The 14,842-nt window shown below is 64.8% G+C and carries 14 protein-coding genes and 2 rRNA genes; 8 read left to right on the top strand and 8 right to left on the bottom strand.

All coding sequences use genetic code 11. The features are described 5' to 3' along the window. Nucleotides 1-96: ribosomal RNA gene (locus BLP96_RS18230) — 23S ribosomal RNA — on the top strand; the annotation flags it as partial. An 81-nt stretch (nucleotides 97-177) separates the two neighbouring features. Continuing rightward, nucleotides 178-293, top strand: a 5S ribosomal RNA gene (gene rrf, locus BLP96_RS18225). 488 nt (nucleotides 294-781) lie between these two features. Here rrf and gdhA read toward each other — a convergent pair. After that, a complete protein-coding gene (gdhA, locus tag BLP96_RS18215) occupies nucleotides 782-2,134 on the bottom strand; it encodes an NADP-specific glutamate dehydrogenase (protein WP_089688968.1) in 1,353 nt (450 codons plus the stop codon). A 283-nt stretch (nucleotides 2,135-2,417) separates the two neighbouring features. On the opposite strand from gdhA, the gene BLP96_RS18210 reads away from it, so the two are divergent. Together BLP96_RS18210 and rlmM are read left to right on the top strand one after the other, a co-directional pair. Further along, nucleotides 2,418-2,861, top strand: a complete 444-nt coding sequence (locus BLP96_RS18210; protein ID WP_089688971.1) for a DUF2721 domain-containing protein — start codon at nucleotides 2,418-2,420, stop codon at nucleotides 2,859-2,861. After that, nucleotides 2,861-3,949, top strand: a complete 1,089-nt coding sequence (gene rlmM, locus BLP96_RS18205) for a 23S rRNA (cytidine(2498)-2'-O)-methyltransferase RlmM (RefSeq protein WP_089688967.1) — start codon at nucleotides 2,861-2,863, stop codon at nucleotides 3,947-3,949. Before BLP96_RS18210 ends, rlmM begins: the two co-directional genes overlap by 1 nt. Before the next feature lie 30 nt (nucleotides 3,950-3,979). Here the strand turns inward: rlmM and BLP96_RS18200 are convergent, their stop codons facing one another. Continuing rightward, a complete protein-coding gene (locus BLP96_RS18200; protein WP_089688966.1) occupies nucleotides 3,980-4,267 on the bottom strand; it encodes an antibiotic biosynthesis monooxygenase family protein in 288 nt (95 codons plus the stop codon). Nucleotides 4,268-4,296: 29 nt separating this feature from the next. On the opposite strand from BLP96_RS18200, the gene tusA reads away from it, so the two are divergent. Next, nucleotides 4,297-4,548: a sulfurtransferase TusA gene (tusA, locus tag BLP96_RS18195; RefSeq protein WP_089688965.1), complete on the top strand. Its 252-nt coding sequence runs from the start codon at nucleotides 4,297-4,299 to the stop codon at nucleotides 4,546-4,548. A 39-nt stretch (nucleotides 4,549-4,587) separates the two neighbouring features. Here the strand turns inward: tusA and BLP96_RS18190 are convergent, their stop codons facing one another. The 3 genes from BLP96_RS18190 to BLP96_RS18180 all read right to left on the bottom strand — a co-directional run bounded on the left by BLP96_RS18190 (nucleotide 4,588) and on the right by BLP96_RS18180 (nucleotide 7,893). Next, the gene (locus BLP96_RS18190) at nucleotides 4,588-5,298 is read right to left on the bottom strand and encodes a hypothetical protein (protein ID WP_089688964.1); all 711 of its coding nucleotides are present in this window, start codon (nucleotides 5,296-5,298) and stop codon (nucleotides 4,588-4,590) included. A 119-nt stretch (nucleotides 5,299-5,417) separates the two neighbouring features. Beyond that, the gene (locus BLP96_RS18185) at nucleotides 5,418-6,473 is read right to left on the bottom strand and encodes a DUF3080 family protein (RefSeq protein WP_089688963.1); all 1,056 of its coding nucleotides are present in this window, start codon (nucleotides 6,471-6,473) and stop codon (nucleotides 5,418-5,420) included. Next, nucleotides 6,445-7,893 (bottom strand): MATE family efflux transporter, encoded by a 1,449-nt coding sequence (locus tag BLP96_RS18180; RefSeq protein WP_245682311.1) that lies wholly within the window; start codon nucleotides 7,891-7,893, stop codon nucleotides 6,445-6,447. The genes BLP96_RS18185 and BLP96_RS18180 overlap by 29 nt, the downstream gene beginning before the upstream one ends. A gap of 161 nt (nucleotides 7,894-8,054) precedes the next feature. Between BLP96_RS18180 and BLP96_RS18175 the strand changes: the two genes are divergently transcribed. After that, on the top strand, nucleotides 8,055-10,232 hold the full coding sequence (locus BLP96_RS18175) for a thiamine pyrophosphate-dependent enzyme (protein ID WP_089688961.1): 2,178 nt from the start codon (nucleotides 8,055-8,057) through the stop codon (nucleotides 10,230-10,232). On the opposite strand, the gene BLP96_RS18170 is transcribed toward BLP96_RS18175, so the two are convergent. Both BLP96_RS18170 and BLP96_RS18165 read right to left on the bottom strand, forming a co-directional pair. Then, nucleotides 10,223-10,705, bottom strand: a complete 483-nt coding sequence (locus BLP96_RS18170; protein WP_089688960.1) for a hypothetical protein — start codon at nucleotides 10,703-10,705, stop codon at nucleotides 10,223-10,225. The two genes, BLP96_RS18175 and BLP96_RS18170, sit on opposite strands and share 10 nt — an antisense overlap. A gap of 1 nt (nucleotide 10,706) precedes the next feature. Further along, a complete protein-coding gene (locus tag BLP96_RS18165; protein ID WP_245682310.1) occupies nucleotides 10,707-11,600 on the bottom strand; it encodes a TatD family hydrolase in 894 nt (297 codons plus the stop codon). A 116-nt stretch (nucleotides 11,601-11,716) separates the two neighbouring features. Between BLP96_RS18165 and BLP96_RS18160 the strand changes: the two genes are divergently transcribed. Beyond that, nucleotides 11,717-13,654 (top strand): ATP-binding cassette domain-containing protein, encoded by a 1,938-nt coding sequence (locus tag BLP96_RS18160; protein ID WP_089688958.1) that lies wholly within the window; start codon nucleotides 11,717-11,719, stop codon nucleotides 13,652-13,654. Nucleotides 13,655-13,715: 61 nt separating this feature from the next. On the opposite strand, the gene BLP96_RS18155 is transcribed toward BLP96_RS18160, so the two are convergent. After that, nucleotides 13,716-14,171, bottom strand: coding sequence for a universal stress protein (locus BLP96_RS18155; RefSeq protein ID WP_089688957.1), 456 nt, complete (start codon nucleotides 14,169-14,171; stop codon nucleotides 13,716-13,718). 106 nt (nucleotides 14,172-14,277) lie between these two features. On the opposite strand from BLP96_RS18155, the gene BLP96_RS18150 reads away from it, so the two are divergent. Then, entirely contained in the window at nucleotides 14,278-14,820 is a 543-nt protein-coding gene (locus tag BLP96_RS18150; protein WP_089688956.1) for a preprotein translocase subunit YajC, read from the top strand. Nucleotides 14,821-14,842 lie beyond the last annotated feature (22 nt).

Below are 14,842 nucleotides of genomic sequence, written 5' to 3'. Positions count from 1 at the left end.
AAGGGCCCAGCAAGACCAGCTGGTTGATAGGCCGGGTGTGGACGCGCTGCAAGGCGTTGAGCTAACCGGTACTAATGGCCCGTGAGGCTTGACCATATAACCCCAAGGGGTCTGCGCATGACGCGCACGATTGACGGATACGATGAGACGTTGGTCGGCATGATTCACGGTGTTTCGCCTGACGACCATAGCGAGTGGGAACCACCTGATCCCATGCCGAACTCAGCAGTGAAACCGCTCAGCGCCGATGGTAGTGTGGGGTCTCCCCATGCGAGAGTAGGTCATCGTCAGGCACTTATTCAGAAACCCCAGCCAATGGCTGGGGTTTCGTCGTTTAAGGGCCTCCCCGGGCGAGTCGCGCCGCCCGGGCCCTCGTCAGGCACTCATGCCAAACACCCCGGACACCTCGTGTTCGGGGTTTTCTCGTTTGAGGGGGCGAAAACAGGAGGGGTTAGACTTTAGGCTAATACTGGGTTATAATGCACTGCAACATGGACAGCGATTCGAGGTGCACTATGGCTAACAAGGTAGAAGTCTTTCCGACGGTTTGGGACCATTCATCCTCTTGGCTCCCTGATGCCAAGCCGTTCCTGCGTCGATTCTGGAAGGGATTGATGCGGCTTTCGGAAGCCCAGTGCCAGGCTCAGGCGCGCCGCGGGTTCCTGCCTTACGAGTGAACGCATTCGCTGCCCAGGGGCGCCTGCAGTCGTTCCCGTCGCTGGGTCGTGAAGGAAAAAGCCCGGAGCCATCAATGGCTCCGGGCTTTTTCATGGCGAGTTGCTTACACCACCCCCTGGTCGATCATGGCATCGGCGACCCTGCGGAAGCCGGCTATGTTGGCTCCCAGTACCAGGTTGGTGGGGTCGTCGAACTCGGCAGCGGTATCGGCGCACTGCCGGTGAATGCCAGCCATGATCTCCTTGAGCTTGGCGTCGACCTTTTCCAGCGGCCATTTCTGCATGCTGCCGTTCTGGGCCATTTCCAGCTGACTGGTAGCGACGCCGCCGGCGTTGGCCGCCTTGCCGGGGCCATAAGCGATTTTCGCCGCGAGGAAGCGGTCTACCGCCTCGGCGGTAGAGGGCATGTTGGCGCCCTCGCTGATGCAGTCGACGCCGTTGTCGAGTAGGGCTGCTGCATCGGTGTCCGTCAGTTCGTTCTGAGTGGCACAGGGGAAGGCGACGTCGCCCTTGATGCGCCAAACCGCGTGACCATCGGAAGGATAGTCGGCAGTGGGGATGTAGCTCGCCTCGGGATGCCGTTCGAGATAGGCCTCCAAGGAAACTCGCTCGATCTCCTTGAGTTCCTTGAGCAGCGCCAGGTCGATGCCACGAGGGTCGTGCAGGGTGCCGCGAGAATCGGAGCAGGTCACGGGAAGTGCATTCAGCTCGTAGAGCTTTTCGATGGTGTAGATGGCCACGTTGCCGGCACCGGATATCAGGCAGACCTTGCCTTCCAGCGTTTCGCCGCGAGCCTCCAGCATGTTCTCGGCGAAGTAGACCGCTCCATAGCCGGTGGCTTCCTTGCGGCCGATGGAACCGCCCCAGTCGAGCCCCTTGCCGGTAAGAATGCCTTCGTAGCGTCCTGTAAGGCGCTTGTACTGGCCGTAGAGGTAGCCGATCTCGCGAGTGCCAACGCCGATATCGCCGGCGGGTACGTCCGTGGTAGGGCCGATGTGGCGATAGAGTTCGGTCATGAAGGCCTGACAGAAACGCATGATCTCGCCATCGGATTTCCCCTTGGGGTCGAAGTCCGAGCCTCCCTTGCCGCCGCCGATCGGTAGTCCGGTCAAGGCATTCTTGAAGATCTGTTCGAAGCCCAGGAACTTGATGATTCCCGCGGTCACGCTGGGGTGAAAGCGCAGGCCGCCTTTGTAGGGGCCCAGTGCCGAGTTGAATTGGATGCGAAATCCCTTGTTGACCTGAACCTGGCCGGCATCGTCGGTCCAGCAGACGCGGAACAGGATCTGGCGTTCGGGCTCTACGATGCGCTCGATGATGCTGTGGTCATGGTAGTAGGGACTGCGCTCGAACAGCGGTCGCAGACACTCCAGGACCTCCTCGGCGGCCTGGTAGAACTCGGTTTGTGCAGGGCTGCTCTTCTCGAGGCGCGCAAGGGTGTCGTGAACGTATGGCATGGGCGATCTCGCATGATGGTGATGGCGATGGGTGAGCGTCGCCGGGAGGATGTCGAAGGTGAAGCCACTATATAGCAGTGCACCATAATGCAGCAATCGCATAGCCCATGCGGAGATTAGACATAGATATGAGGCGAAATCCCTTTAAAAATGCCAAAAAGCGTGCACCAAAATATTTCATTAAGATAATTTAATTAACGATGTTAGGACGGTGCGGGGCGGAGGACGTGTGGGGACGTGCACTGGTATCATGGCGGTCAAGCCCCGATGGAGCCCCTCGATCGTGACCCTGACGACGCCAGCACTACTGTTTCCCGCCATTTCGCTGTTATTGCTCGCCTATACCAACCGATTCCTGGTGTTGGCGCAGTTGATTCGTAAGCTGGCCGACGAGGAGCGGGATCAGCATCACGATGTGGCGGCACGCCAGATTTTGATGCTGCGCAAACGCATCTCGCTCACCAAGCGCATGCAAGTGGCCGGTGTGCTGAGTTTCTTGCTTTGCACCCTGTCCATGTTTTCGCTCTTTCTGGCTCTGGAGCTGCTGGGCATGGTGCTGTTCGGTATCAGCCTGGTCACGCTGTCCATTTCGTTGATCTATTCGCTTTGGGAAGTGATGTTGTCGACCAACGCGCTCAACGTGCAGCTTCAGGACATAGAGGCGCTGGGTGGGGCCCGTGAGCGGGCCTCGAAAGCGCGAGACGATAGTAGCGAGGAGGGTGCCTGATGCCGACAGCGACGCGGAAGAAGGCCACCCTCGAGCCCGATCGACTGCTCTTGTATTGCCGCCCCGGGTTCGAGGCCGACCTGGCATCGGAAGTGGCGGAACGTGCCGATGGTCTCGGGTGGACAGGAACGCCGGAGGCGCTGATCGGTTGCGTGGACTTTCCTGTCGATGGGGACCTGCCTGCCAATGAGCTCCATCGCCAGCTGCGCCTGGCCGGCCTGGTGTTTGCGCGCCAGAGCCTGGTGAGCCTGCCGCCGCTGTGCCTGTCGCGCGAAGATCGACTGACGCCCATCATCGAGCAGGTGGTTGCGAGCGGATGGAGCTTCGAGACTGTTTGGCAGGAGACGCCCGACACCAACGAAGGCAAGGCGCTGGCTGGCTTGATCAGGGCCCTGGCGCGTCCGCTCGAGTCGTTGCTCAAGAAACGCGGGGCATTGCGGCGCAAGGCGGGTGGGCGCCGCTTGCACCTATGCTGGCATGATGGAGAGCGCGTTCAACTGGGAATGAGTTTTCCCGGCAATCGAAGTGAATTGCCCGGCGGGATTCGCCGGCTGAAGTTTCCCCGGGGTGCGCCAAGCCGTTCGACGCTGAAGCTGGAAGAGGCTTGGCACGAATTCGTGCCGCGCGATGAGTGGCCGGACCGGCTGGCGGAAGGGATGCAGGCCGCCGATCTGGGAGCGGCGCCGGGAGGGTGGACCTGGCAGCTGGTGCGTTGTGGCATGCATGTCTTCGCCATCGACAACGGGCCCATGGACAAGGGCCTGATGGCGTCGGGAATGGTCGAGCATCTGCGGGAAGACGGTTTCGTCTGGGAGCCGCCATGCCGATTGGATTGGCTGGTCTGCGATATCGTCGACAAGCCGGCTCGTGTGGTGGCCATGGTCGAGCGCTGGCTCGTCAGGCGCTGGTGTCGTGAGGCGGTGTTCAACCTGAAGCTACCCATGAAGCGCCGCTGGGAGACGGTGTCACGCTGTCTGGCCGGGCTCGAGGGCGCGCTGGACGATGCCGGCGTGAGAGGCGAGATTCGCTGCCGGCATTTGTACCACGATCGTGAGGAAGTGACCGTCCACGTCAGGCTGCTGGATTGAGTCGTCGGCGTTTCGCAGGCGGCGGCGCCGTCAGTATGAGGGCTCGTAGGCGCGGATGACCTCGTCCTCGGTCAGCAGTGGCCAAATGCGCTGCATGACACGGTTACGCTCCTCGCTGCGGTACCATTCCTTCCAGGCGCGCATGTCGCGCCACTTGGTGATCATCAGGCGGCGGTCGCTGTGCCCCAGTTCGACGAGGGTTTCGCCGCCGACGAAGCCTCTGGCGCCCAACGACCAGCGCATTGCTTCACGTGCGGCTTGCTCGTATTCCTCTTCCAGGCCGGGCATGATACGACGTTCGATAATGATCTTGATCATCAGAGCTGCTCCCTACACCGAGGTTTTCGATGGTTGATACCGCCGACACCCCACCCGACTTCCAGGTCGAACTGGATACGACCGGACTCTACTGTCCGGAGCCGATCATGCTGATGCATAACAAGGTCAGGGACATGGCATCCGGCGATGTGCTCAAGGTGGTGGCAACCGATCCGGCCACTACCCGCGATGTCCCCAAATTCTGCCACTTCCTTGGCCACGAACTGGTGCAACAGCAGGAGTCGGGCGGTCTTTTCCTATACTTTATCCGCTTGGCTTGAGGCCTCCCAGTTCTCGCCCGGATGGCGAGCGGCGTGGCGTCATCGCTGCTCCATCGGTTCGTGGGGGATCACCATGAGCGCCAGGGCCTCCAGGGTGGTGGGATCCTGCTCACGAATGCGATTGGCGATGCGCCGCTGGAAGAAGTAGACCAGTCGATGGCGGCTGCGGCCGGGATAAAGGCAGTCGTCGCCCGGCAGAATGGGCGTGGATTCGACCCGCGATTCGTCGGCGAGCAGAGCCTCGATGTTGCCGTCGCTGTAGAGCCGCCAGCCGAACACCTGCTTCAGTTGCCAGGGCCCTTGGGTGTCGTCGATGCACAGGGCATGAGTGCCCAGCGTATCGGGCAACTGCTGAATCAGCGTGACCTCGCGGGTTTCTTCGTAGTCGAAGTAGGCGGCGGCGTGTTCGAGCTCCAATGCCTTGTGGGGTGGCGCCGACTCCAGCAGCTCCTCGGTCTCCGGGTCACGGTAGCCGACGAATCGGCCCTGCTCCGGATCGTCCAGTCGATGGCACGGCGTCAATGCCTCCATCCAGGGTACCAGCCCGACGACGTCCCCATCCTCGCGTAGCCCCCAGGCCATGATCGGCATGCCATAGTAGGCGTCGGGATCGGAGGCCAGCTGGTAGACCATTTCCAGGCCGTCGAGCTCGGGAGCGAGCCGAATCAGGCGCTGCTTGGCCTTGTGCCGCTGGCGCATCGTTTCCAGGTCGATGACCTGGGCAGGGCGGGATGACAGTGAAATGCCCATGATCTCCCTCCAGGTTCTGCGTGGTCACGGCGTGTGACGCGGCTCGCGGCGGATCCCGGCCTGTCGCTTCCACCAATAGCACAGAGGCGAGGCACAAGTTAAGTCTCCAAGTGCGATTTTCACGAGCAGCGCTCGGCCAACCGCTGCCAGTGTCGGCCGTGGGCAGCGAGCGCCGAACGATAGGCGGGCAGCGGCGCCACGGGATTGTCGAGCGAGAGCCAGCGATGACGGTATTCGGCAACGGCGTCGGGAGGGGAGACGTGGCTTGCCATAAGAGCATCGACCGCAGTCAACCAGCGCTCGGCCAGCATCTCCAGGCGTGACAGCCACTGCCGTGCAGGGCGGTCCTGAAAGCGGCTTTTCAAGCTCGGACCCGGCTCGTCGAGAGAGGCGCATGCATCGCTGTCGTCGAGCCGGTGGACGAGCAGCGCGTTGGCTTCGCTCAGGCGCTGCTCGGCAAGGAGCAGCGCCCTCAGCAGCTCGGCGGTGAGAGGCCGTGCGCGAAGCGCCTTGAGGTGGCCCTCCAGCGTCGAGGACTCCGGCGTCCAGTCGGGCTCGAACTGATTGAGAGTGGCGCGACGCAGCCAGCGTAGCGCTTCCAACTGAGCGTCCAGGGGATCGGTATCGCTCGGTTCCAGGGCGGAACTCGCTCGGGAGAAGTTGCCGGTCCACTCTTCGGAATCGAACAGGCTGTTCCAGCTCACCAGCGGCAGCTGTCGGGTCTTGCGGCGGGTGATGCGCTCCAGTCGTGCCCGGTCGTCTTCGGCCAGCCGTTCGGCCACCTCGCTGTCCCGGCAGGCGTCGAGGCGGCGCCATAGCTTCAGCTCGTAGATCCAGCGCTGGCTGGGTGGCGCTACGCGGCCGAGCTGATTGTTGCGCGCGGCGACCAGATTGGTGATGTGGCATTCGCGCAGGGCATAGACGTCTAGCAGACCCTCGCGCGTTTCGGACACCTCGAACAGCCGCGCCTGGCGTTCGGGGAACGCGCCGATGTTGCCCGGCGGCTCGGGCTCAGGGGCCGGCAGATCGAGCGCTTCGGCCAACTGGCGTTGATAGTCGCGAAGCATGGCGTCGCCCTCGCCGCTCCCGCCACAGCCCGCCAACCCCAGGAGGATGACGAGCGCAACGGCGCCCAGGCGGCGCCACCTAACCGTAAGGGACAGCGTGGCTACCATTCGCCACTCCTTTAGCGACCCGCCGCAGGCGTTCGCCGAGCAGCAGGGCGGCGGCGGTCAGGCCGGCGATCAGGCCCACCCAGTAGCCATGCACGCCCATGGGCTCGACGAGGCCGAACAGGCCGTATTCGCCGAGCCCGTGGCCGCCCCCCAGGCCGACGAGCCAGTAGGCGATCAAGGTGATCACCATGACGACTCGCGTGTCCTTGTAGCCGCGCAGCGCGCCGGCCAGGTTGACCTGAAGCGAATCCGAGACCTGAAAGATCATGGCCAGTACGACCAGCGAGAGAGTCAGGCGTTGCACGGCCACGTCATGGGTGTAGAGGGCGATGATCGGCTCGGCGGTCAGCCACAGCAGGGTGCTGTTGAGCACCGCCACCAGCAGGCACAGCGCGATCCCGTTCCACGCCACCAGCCGGGCATGGTCAAGTCGCCGTTGGCCGAGCGTGTTGCCGACCCTGACGGTGAGCGCCATGCTCAGTGACAGCGGCAGCATGAAGAGAATCGAGGTGTAGTTCAGTGCCACTTGATGGGCGGCCACGGTGATTTCTCCGAGGCTGGCGATGAACAGGGCGATCAGCGTGAACAGCGTCACCTCGACGAAGATGGCCACCCCGATGGGCACCCCGACGTAGAGCAGTTCGCCGATCATCCGGCCTTGCGGGGGCGTGGGCGTGTGCCACAGGCCGACATCGCCATAGGCCGGCGAGCGATGGGTGTAGACCGCCATGGCCAGGCCCATGACCCAGAAGGAGAGCGCGGTGGCCAGGCCGCAGCCCAGCGCGCCGAGCGCCGGCAGCGCCTGGAGCCAGCCCGGCAGCCAATCGCCGAACAGGCCGGTGAGGCCTTCGCCGCCATAGATCAGCACGAAGTTGCTGGGAACGTTCACGGCCAGCCCCACCAGGCTGATCCACAGCGATGGCCGGGTGTGGTTCATGCCATCCGAGAAAGCGCGCAAGGCCTGGAACAGGGCGACGCCCGGCATCCCCAGCGCCACGGCGGCCAGGTAAGCCGCCGCGCGCTCGGCGACCGGGGCGGGAACGGCCATCAGGCGAAAGATCGGCATCACCGCCAACCACAGCAGCAAGGCCGCGATGACGCCCAGCGCCAGTGCCACCCATAGCGCCTGGTGCACGTTGGGCCGGATGCGCGGCGTGCGGCCGCCGCCGAGCAGTTGGGCGACGATGGGGGTGAGCCCCATCAAGGTGCCGGTCATGAACAGCATCAGCGGCATCCACAGGCTCGAGCCCACCGAGACGGCCGCCAGGTCGGTGGCGCTCAGGCGCCCCGTCATCATCACGTCGACGACGCTCATGCCCGCCTGCGCCAGCTGGGCGCCGCAGATGGGCAGGGCGAGGCGGATCAACGGCCGCGTTTCCGTGCGGCTGGCAGAGAGTAGATCGACGATGAATGTTGCCAAGAGAGTGGCTCCTTGCCGGCAATACGACCGGGACATGCGACGAATTCCCGAAGAAGTCACTAGCTTAGCAACTGCCGAAGCGCCTTGCTTGATGACCGCACGGTGCCGTCACGGTAGGCTGTTCGGCATCCCGCCCACTCTTGCCGTCGGAGGCCGACACCGTGGTCGAACCACTCCCCCAGGAGAATCGCTTTCTGGAAGCCCTGAGCAACGACGCCTGGCCGCAACCGCCGCACCAGTGGGCGCTCGAGTCGGTCGGTCTCGACCCCGAGGGGCTGATCGAGCTGTTCGACTCGCAGCTGGCGAGCCGACATCTGGATCTGCATGCACGACGCCTCCAGGCAAGGGGCGAAGCCTTCTACACCATCGGCAGTGCCGGGCACGAGGGCAACGCGGCCATCGCTGCCGCCTTGCGGCCTACCGATCCCGCCTTCCTGCACTACCGCGATGCCGCCTTCATGATCCAGCGCAGCCGCCAGGTGCCCGACCAGACCCCGCTTTGGGATCTACTGCTGAGCTTCGTCGCCTCGGCGGAAGATCCCATTTCGGGCGGACGCCACAAGGTGCTGGGATCGAAAGCACTGGCCATACCGCCGCAAACCAGCACTATTGCCTCGCATTTGCCCAAGGCGATGGGAGCGGCCTACGGCCTGGGCCTCGCCCGGCGTCTCGGCGTCGCGGGCGAGACGCCTGACGACAGCGTGGTGCTGTGCAGCTTCGGCGATGCCTCCTTCAACCACTCCACCGCCCAGGGGGCGCTCAACGCGGCCGGCTGGGCGGCATACCAGAACGTGCCCATGCCGCTGATACTGGTGTGCGAGGACAACGGCATCGGCATTTCCACACCCACGCCCGATGGGTGGATCGAAGCGAACATGCAAGGCCGCCCTGGCTTCCTCTATCTGGCCTGCGATGGCTGTGATCTGATCGATACCTGGCAGACCGCCCGCCAGGCGGTGCGACTGGCGCGCTCGCGCCGGCAGCCGGTGTTCCTCCACATGCGCTGCGTGCGGCTCTTCGGTCATGCCGGGTCCGATGCCCAGCAGGCCTATCTGAGCTCGACGCAGATCGAGGCTAGCGAAGCCCGCGATCCGCTGCTGATCAGCGCCGGTCTGTTGCGCCGCCACGGCGTGCTCGACCGTGAGCAGATCGCCACGCGCTATCATGCCATGAGCCAGCGCATCGCCGAGCTGGGCGAGCGGGCCATTCGTCGGCCTCGGCTGGAAACCGCCGAGCAGGTGATGGCGAGCATCGTGCCGCCGCGGCGGCCTAGCCGCGCTCGCGACTGGCAGGGCGAAATGGAGGCGGCCCCGGTGCCCATGGCCAAAGGCCTCAATCAGGCGCTGCAGCGCCTGATGCAATGCCACCCGGAACTGGTGATGGCGGGCCAGGACATCGGCCGCAAGGGTGGCGTCTACGGGGTGACCCAGAAGTTGCAGGCGCGCTTCGGCGCGCACCGGGTGATCGACTCGCTACTGGACGAACAGAGCATCCTGGGGCTCGGCATCGGCCTGGCCCACCACGGCCTGGTGCCGATCCTCGAGATCCAGTTCCTCGCCTACCTGCACAACGCCGAGGATCAACTGCGTGGCGAGGCGGCCACGCTCAGCTTCTTCTCCAATGGCCAGTATGCCAATCCCATGGTGGTGCGCATCGCCGGGCTCGGCTACCAGAAGGGGTTCGGCGGCCACTTCCACAACGACAACGCCATTGGCGTGCTGCGCGACATTCCAGGGCTGTTGGTGGCCTGCCCATCGAACGCCGCGGATGCCGTGGGCCTGCTACAGGAAGCCGTGCGCCTGGCCGACGAGGAGCAGCGGGTGGTGGTGATGCTCGAGCCGATCGCCCTCTACCATCAGCGCGATCTGCTCGCCGAGGGCGATCAGGGCTGGTGCTTCGCCGATCCGGGGCCGCAGCATCGTCTGCCGGTGGGGGCGCTCGGCCAGTGGGGCGAGGGGGACGAGCTGGCCATCGTCACCTACGGCAACGGCGTCTACCTGTCGCGCCAGGCGGCAGCCCAGCTGGCCGACGAAGGCATCGAATTGCGCATCATCGACCTGCGCTGGCTCACCGCCATCGATCACGATGCCGTGCATCGCGCCGTGGTCGGGTGCGAGCGCATCCTAGTGGTGGACGAATGTCGTCGCAGCGGGTCGTTGAGCGAGGAGGTGATCACGGCGCTGGTCGAGCGTGGGGTGGCCGGCGAACGGCTGGCCCGGCTCACCGCCGAGGACAGTTTCATTCCCTTGGGGCGGGCCGCCACGCTGACGTTGCCCTCGGTGGCGGGAATCGTCGCACGGGTACGCCAGTGGGTGAAGGGCGAGCGATCTCAGGGCTGATCCATGGCCAGCCGCTGGTGGAGGTGCAGCATCACTTCCACCTCGTGCTCGGGGCGCAGCGGTTCCAGGCCCAGCTCGCCGAACAGCTCGCCGCGGGCACGGGTCCATTCGCCGCTGGGCAAGTCCGGGTAGAGGCTGTCGGCCGGTGCCAGTTCGACGAAGGGGTCGATGCCATAGGTATCGAAGAGACGTGACAGGGCGGCTTCGTCGTCGTTCAAGCCGGCCGTGAACAGGGTGGCATTGAAGTGATCGCTTTCCAGCTCGCGGATCACGTCCAGCGGACTCACGCCGAGGCTGGCAAGCTCTTCCAGACTGTAGCCGTTCAGGGCGTTCATCTCCTCGTCCAGCCAGTCTTCGTCGGGCTGAATGAGGGTATGCTTGATGCGCCCATCGGGCAGCACCCAGGCGATGGCCAACGGAAGTTCTCCGTCGTCTCCGGTCTCGACGGCGATGAATCCGGGAATCTCGGCCATGTCACTCTTCCTCCTGGGCGGGGTGGCGGATCCTGTCGGGCACGACGTTGCCGGTCAATCGAAAGAAAGCCCGTGCCGTGGCAGTGGTCGCCTGGGCCAGTTCGGTCTCTTCGATCCCGTACCAGTGGGCGATCTCCTGCACGATCCACGGTAGCAGTGCCGGCTCGTGGCGTCTTCCCTTGAGTTTGGCAGGTAAATGGCGCGGCAGCAGGTAGGGGCAGTCGGTTTCGACCATCAGTCGGTTCAGCGGGATGTCGCTCACCAGGTCGCGCAGATGATGGCCGCGCCGTTCGTCGCAGATCCAGCCGGTCAGACCGATGTGCAGATCGAGATCCAGGTAGCCGTGCAGCGTGGCCCGGTCGGCGGTGAAACAGTGGACGACGGCATCGCTGATGTCGTCGCGCCAGGCGCGGAGCATCTCGTGCAGACGGCGACCGGCATCGCGCTCGTGCACGAACAGGGGTTTGCCGCACTCGACGGCGAGCCCCAGCTGGGCTTCGAAGGCGCGCTCCTGCTCGGCGGGGGTGGAAAAGTTGCGATTGAAGTCGAGCCCGCACTCGCCTACGGCAACCACCTCCGGCTGACGATGCAGTTCGCGCATCGCCGCTTCCAGGTCGGCATTCCAGCCGCTGGCGTCGTGGGGGTGGACCCCGGCGGTAGCATGCAGCTCGGGGTGGCGACGCGCCAGCTCGATGGCCTGTTCGGCGTGCTCGCGATCAGTGCCGGTGACGATCAGGGCGGTCACGTTCGCCGCACGGGCGCGATTCAGCACCGACTCCAAATCGTGGGCGAAACTGGCGTGGGTCAGGTTGGCGCCGATGTCCACCAGCGGGGCGGGCGAGCGTCGCTGCAGCGCCTTGGGTAGGACGTCGTCGAAGGGCTCGGTGTCGGCCAAAGTGGAAACTCCTGTTCGCATCTGTCGCGCATTGTAGCCAGCGACACCGCTCTTCGGCCACGCTGGCGCGTGCTTGCGTTACACTGTGCGCCTTCACGATCGAGAGAGGTACCCGAGTGACACTGCTACGTCTGGAACAGCTGCAACTCGCCTATGGCACCCATGTGCTGCTCGATGGCGCCGATCTGGTGCTCGAAAAGGGCGAGCGCCTGGCGCTGGTGGGTCGAAACGGCAGCGGCAAGTCGACTCTGTTGCGCCTGGTGTCCGGCGAGATCGAGCCCGATGGCGGCAGTATCTGGCGCGCACCGGGCCTGAAGATCGGCGTGCTGGCCCAGGATCTGCCCGAGGCCGATGGGCAGACCATCTTCGATGTAGTGGCCGGCGGCCTGCCGGAGGCCGGGGAACTGCTCTCCGAGTACCACCACCTGGTCGGCGAGGCCGAGCCCGACATGCGTCGCATGGCCGAACTGCAGACGCGACTGGAATCCATCGACGGCTGGTCGTTCCACCAGCGCATCGACGTCGTGCTGACCCGCCTGGGCCTGCCCGCCGACGCCGAGATGGCCGCACTGTCCGGCGGCTGGCGACGCCGCGTGGCGCTGGCCCGGGCGCTGGTGGCCGAGCCCGACCTGCTGATGCTGGACGAGCCGACCAACCATCTGGACCTGGATACCATCGCCTGGTTGGAGGAGCAGCTGCTCGCGTTCAACGGCGCCGTGCTCTTCATCACCCATGACCGGACCTTCCTGTCGAAGCTCGCCACGTCCATCCTCGAACTCGACCGTGGCCGCCTGGGTCGTTATCCCGGCGACTATGCGAAGTACCAGGAGCAGAAGGCCCACGAGCTGGAGGTGGAGGCGCGCGAGAACGCCGAGTTCGACAAGAAGCTGGCCCAGGAGGAAGCCTGGATTCGTCAGGGCATCAAGGCGCGGCGCACTCGCAACGAGGGGCGGGTGAGAGCGCTCGAGCAGATGCGCCGCGAGCGCAGTCAGCGCCGAGAGCGTCAGGGCCGGGCGAGCTTCGGCGTCGACAGCGGCGAGCGCACCGGCAAGCGCGTGGTGGAGCTCTTGCACGTCACCCAGCGCTTCGGCGACGAAACGGTGATCCGCGATCTGTCGCTGGAGATCCAGCGCGGCGATCGCATTGGCCTGATCGGCCGCAACGGCGCCGGCAAGACTACCCTGCTCAAGATCCTGCTCGGTGAGATCGAGCCTAGCGAGGGACGGGTGCACTTGGGCACCAATCTGCAGGTGGCCTACTTCGATCAACTGCGCGCTGGACTGGAGCCGGAGAAGACGGTCTACGACAACGTCGCCCAGGGCAGCGACCGGGTCACCGTCGGGGGGCGCGACCGGCACGTGATCAGTTACCTGCAGGACTTCCTGTTCACTCCGGCGCGCGCTCGTCAGCCGGTCAAGGCGCTCTCCGGCGGTGAGTCCAATCGCCTGCTGTTGGCCAAGCTCTTCACCCAGCCGGCCAATGTCCTGGTGCTCGACGAGCCCACCAACGACCTGGACGTCGAGACCCTGGAACTGCTCGAAGAGTTGCTGCTCGACTTCGACGGCACGCTGCTGCTGGTCTCCCACGACCGTACCTTCATGGACAATGTGGTGACCGGGGTGCTCGCGTTCGAAGGAGACGGTGTGGTGCGCGAGTACGTGGGCGGCTACACCGACTGGGTGCGCCAGGGTGGCAAGCTTCCCCCAGCACCCTGGGAAGGTGCGGCGCGGCAGCGGGCGGAACCGGCGAGAAGCGCCGAGGAGGCGCAGGCCGGCAACCATGGCGAGCCTTCCTCAGCAGCGAAAAAGGTGACGAAAAAGCCCGTCAAGCTCTCCTACAAGCTGCAGCGGGAACTCGACGGCCTGCCGGCGGAGATCGAACGGCTGGAAAATGCCGTGGCGGCGTATGAAGCCACCGTGGGCGATCCGGACTTCTACCAGCAGGACAGCGACACGGTGACCCAGACGCTGGAAGAACTCAACGCAACCCAGGCGGCGCTGGACGCCGCCATGGAACGGTGGATGGAGCTCGAGGCGCTCGCCGCCGGGGAGTGAGCGATGATTCGCTACCGCGCTTCTTCAAGAGAAGAAGCGTTGGCCGGTGCCAGGAATGAGGTTACTCATCGCTTTCCTCGCCTTTCTTGCCCACGCGTACCGCGAGAACGTCGCACTGGGCGCCGTGGAGCACGCCGGTGGAGGTGGAGCCGAGCAGCAGGGCGAAGCCGTGTCGGCCATGTGAGCCCACCACGATGAGATCGACGTCGTGCTCGGCGGCGAAGCGGTGGATCTCGGTATCCGGCATGCCCACGACGACGTGCTGATTCTCCTTGGGCACGTGATCGTCGGCGATCTCGGCCAGGCGATGCTTGGCGTGCTCGTCGAGCTGGTCCTGGATGCTGGTCAGGTCCATGGGAATGTCGCCGCCGTAAGCGAAGCCCAGCGGCTCCAGCGTATGCATGATGGAGAGCTTGGCCTCGTTGCGCTCGGCGATCTGCAGCGCACGTTCCAGCACCTTGTGGGAATCCTTGGTCAGGTCGACGGCGACCAGGACGTGGCGATATTCATTGCTCATGGCAAGCTCCTGCAGTGAGGGTAGGGACCGTAATCATGTTAGACACTCTAGGACGACCGATGAGCGAGGACAACGACTTGCGTCAAGATTCATTCAGGAGGTGGCGATGGTCTGGGTGGTGATCGCGCTGGCGCTGATGCTGATGGTCTCGCCGGTCATGTGGCTAAAGCCCAGCCCGCGCCAGCGGCGCATCGTGCCATTGCGCAACGCGGCGCGTGAGGCCGGGGTGACGGTGAAACTCGAGCGGCCGCCGCTGCATGGCGAGAAAAGCGCCATGCCGGGCTATCGCTGGGACTTTCCGGTGGAGCGGCCGGGGCCGCGCTTCGTGCTGGTGCGCGACAGCGAGGCAAGCGAGGCGCTCGAACCATACCTGGCTGGCTGGCGGTGGCGAATCGAACCCCTGAGGCCCCTGCCCGAAAGTGCTCGCGAGCCGCTGGAGGCGTTGGTGACGCGTTTGCCGCAGGATGCCCTGGTGCTGGAGTCCAGCGAGCACGGCATCACCCTGTGGTGGTGGGAATCCCAGGATGCGGCTCGCTTCCGTACCTATCTCGATGATTTCCGTCGCCTGCGCGAGGCCTTGGCGGGGAAGCCCGACCGGCCGGATCGGCTGCGGACTTTCGGGGCCGGCGGATCGTCGAACGACACGTGACGTGCCCGCTGCCGGCTGCCAA

It is taken from the genome of Billgrantia gudaonensis, assembly GCF_900100195.1.
In the GTDB taxonomy this organism is placed as follows: Bacteria; Pseudomonadota; Gammaproteobacteria; order Pseudomonadales; family Halomonadaceae; genus Halomonas; species Halomonas gudaonensis.
This window is presented reverse-complemented; position numbering and strand designations above follow the sequence as displayed.

What these genes read in the sequence shown, in the direction of transcription:
- BLP96_RS18150 (WP_089688956.1), top strand. Translation starts at nt 14,278, where the DNA reads ATGGTCTGGGTGGTGATCGCGCTGGCGCTGATGCTGATGGTCTCGCCG.
- rlmM (WP_089688967.1), top strand. Translation starts at nt 2,861, where the DNA reads ATGCCGACAGCGACGCGGAAGAAGGCCACCCTCGAGCCCGATCGACTG.
- BLP96_RS18170 (WP_089688960.1), bottom strand. Translation starts at nt 10,705, where the DNA reads ATGGCCGAGATTCCCGGATTCATCGCCGTCGAGACCGGAGACGACGGA.
- BLP96_RS18190 (WP_089688964.1), bottom strand. Translation starts at nt 5,298, where the DNA reads ATGGGCATTTCACTGTCATCCCGCCCTGCCCAGGTCATCGACCTGGAA.
- tusA (WP_089688965.1), top strand. Translation starts at nt 4,297, where the DNA reads ATGGTTGATACCGCCGACACCCCACCCGACTTCCAGGTCGAACTGGAT.
- gdhA (WP_089688968.1), bottom strand. Translation starts at nt 2,134, where the DNA reads ATGCCATACGTTCACGACACCCTTGCGCGCCTCGAGAAGAGCAGCCCT.
- BLP96_RS18200 (WP_089688966.1), bottom strand. Translation starts at nt 4,267, where the DNA reads ATGATCAAGATCATTATCGAACGTCGTATCATGCCCGGCCTGGAAGAG.
- BLP96_RS18155 (WP_089688957.1), bottom strand. Translation starts at nt 14,171, where the DNA reads ATGAGCAATGAATATCGCCACGTCCTGGTCGCCGTCGACCTGACCAAG.
- BLP96_RS18185 (WP_089688963.1), bottom strand. Translation starts at nt 6,473, where the DNA reads ATGGTAGCCACGCTGTCCCTTACGGTTAGGTGGCGCCGCCTGGGCGCC.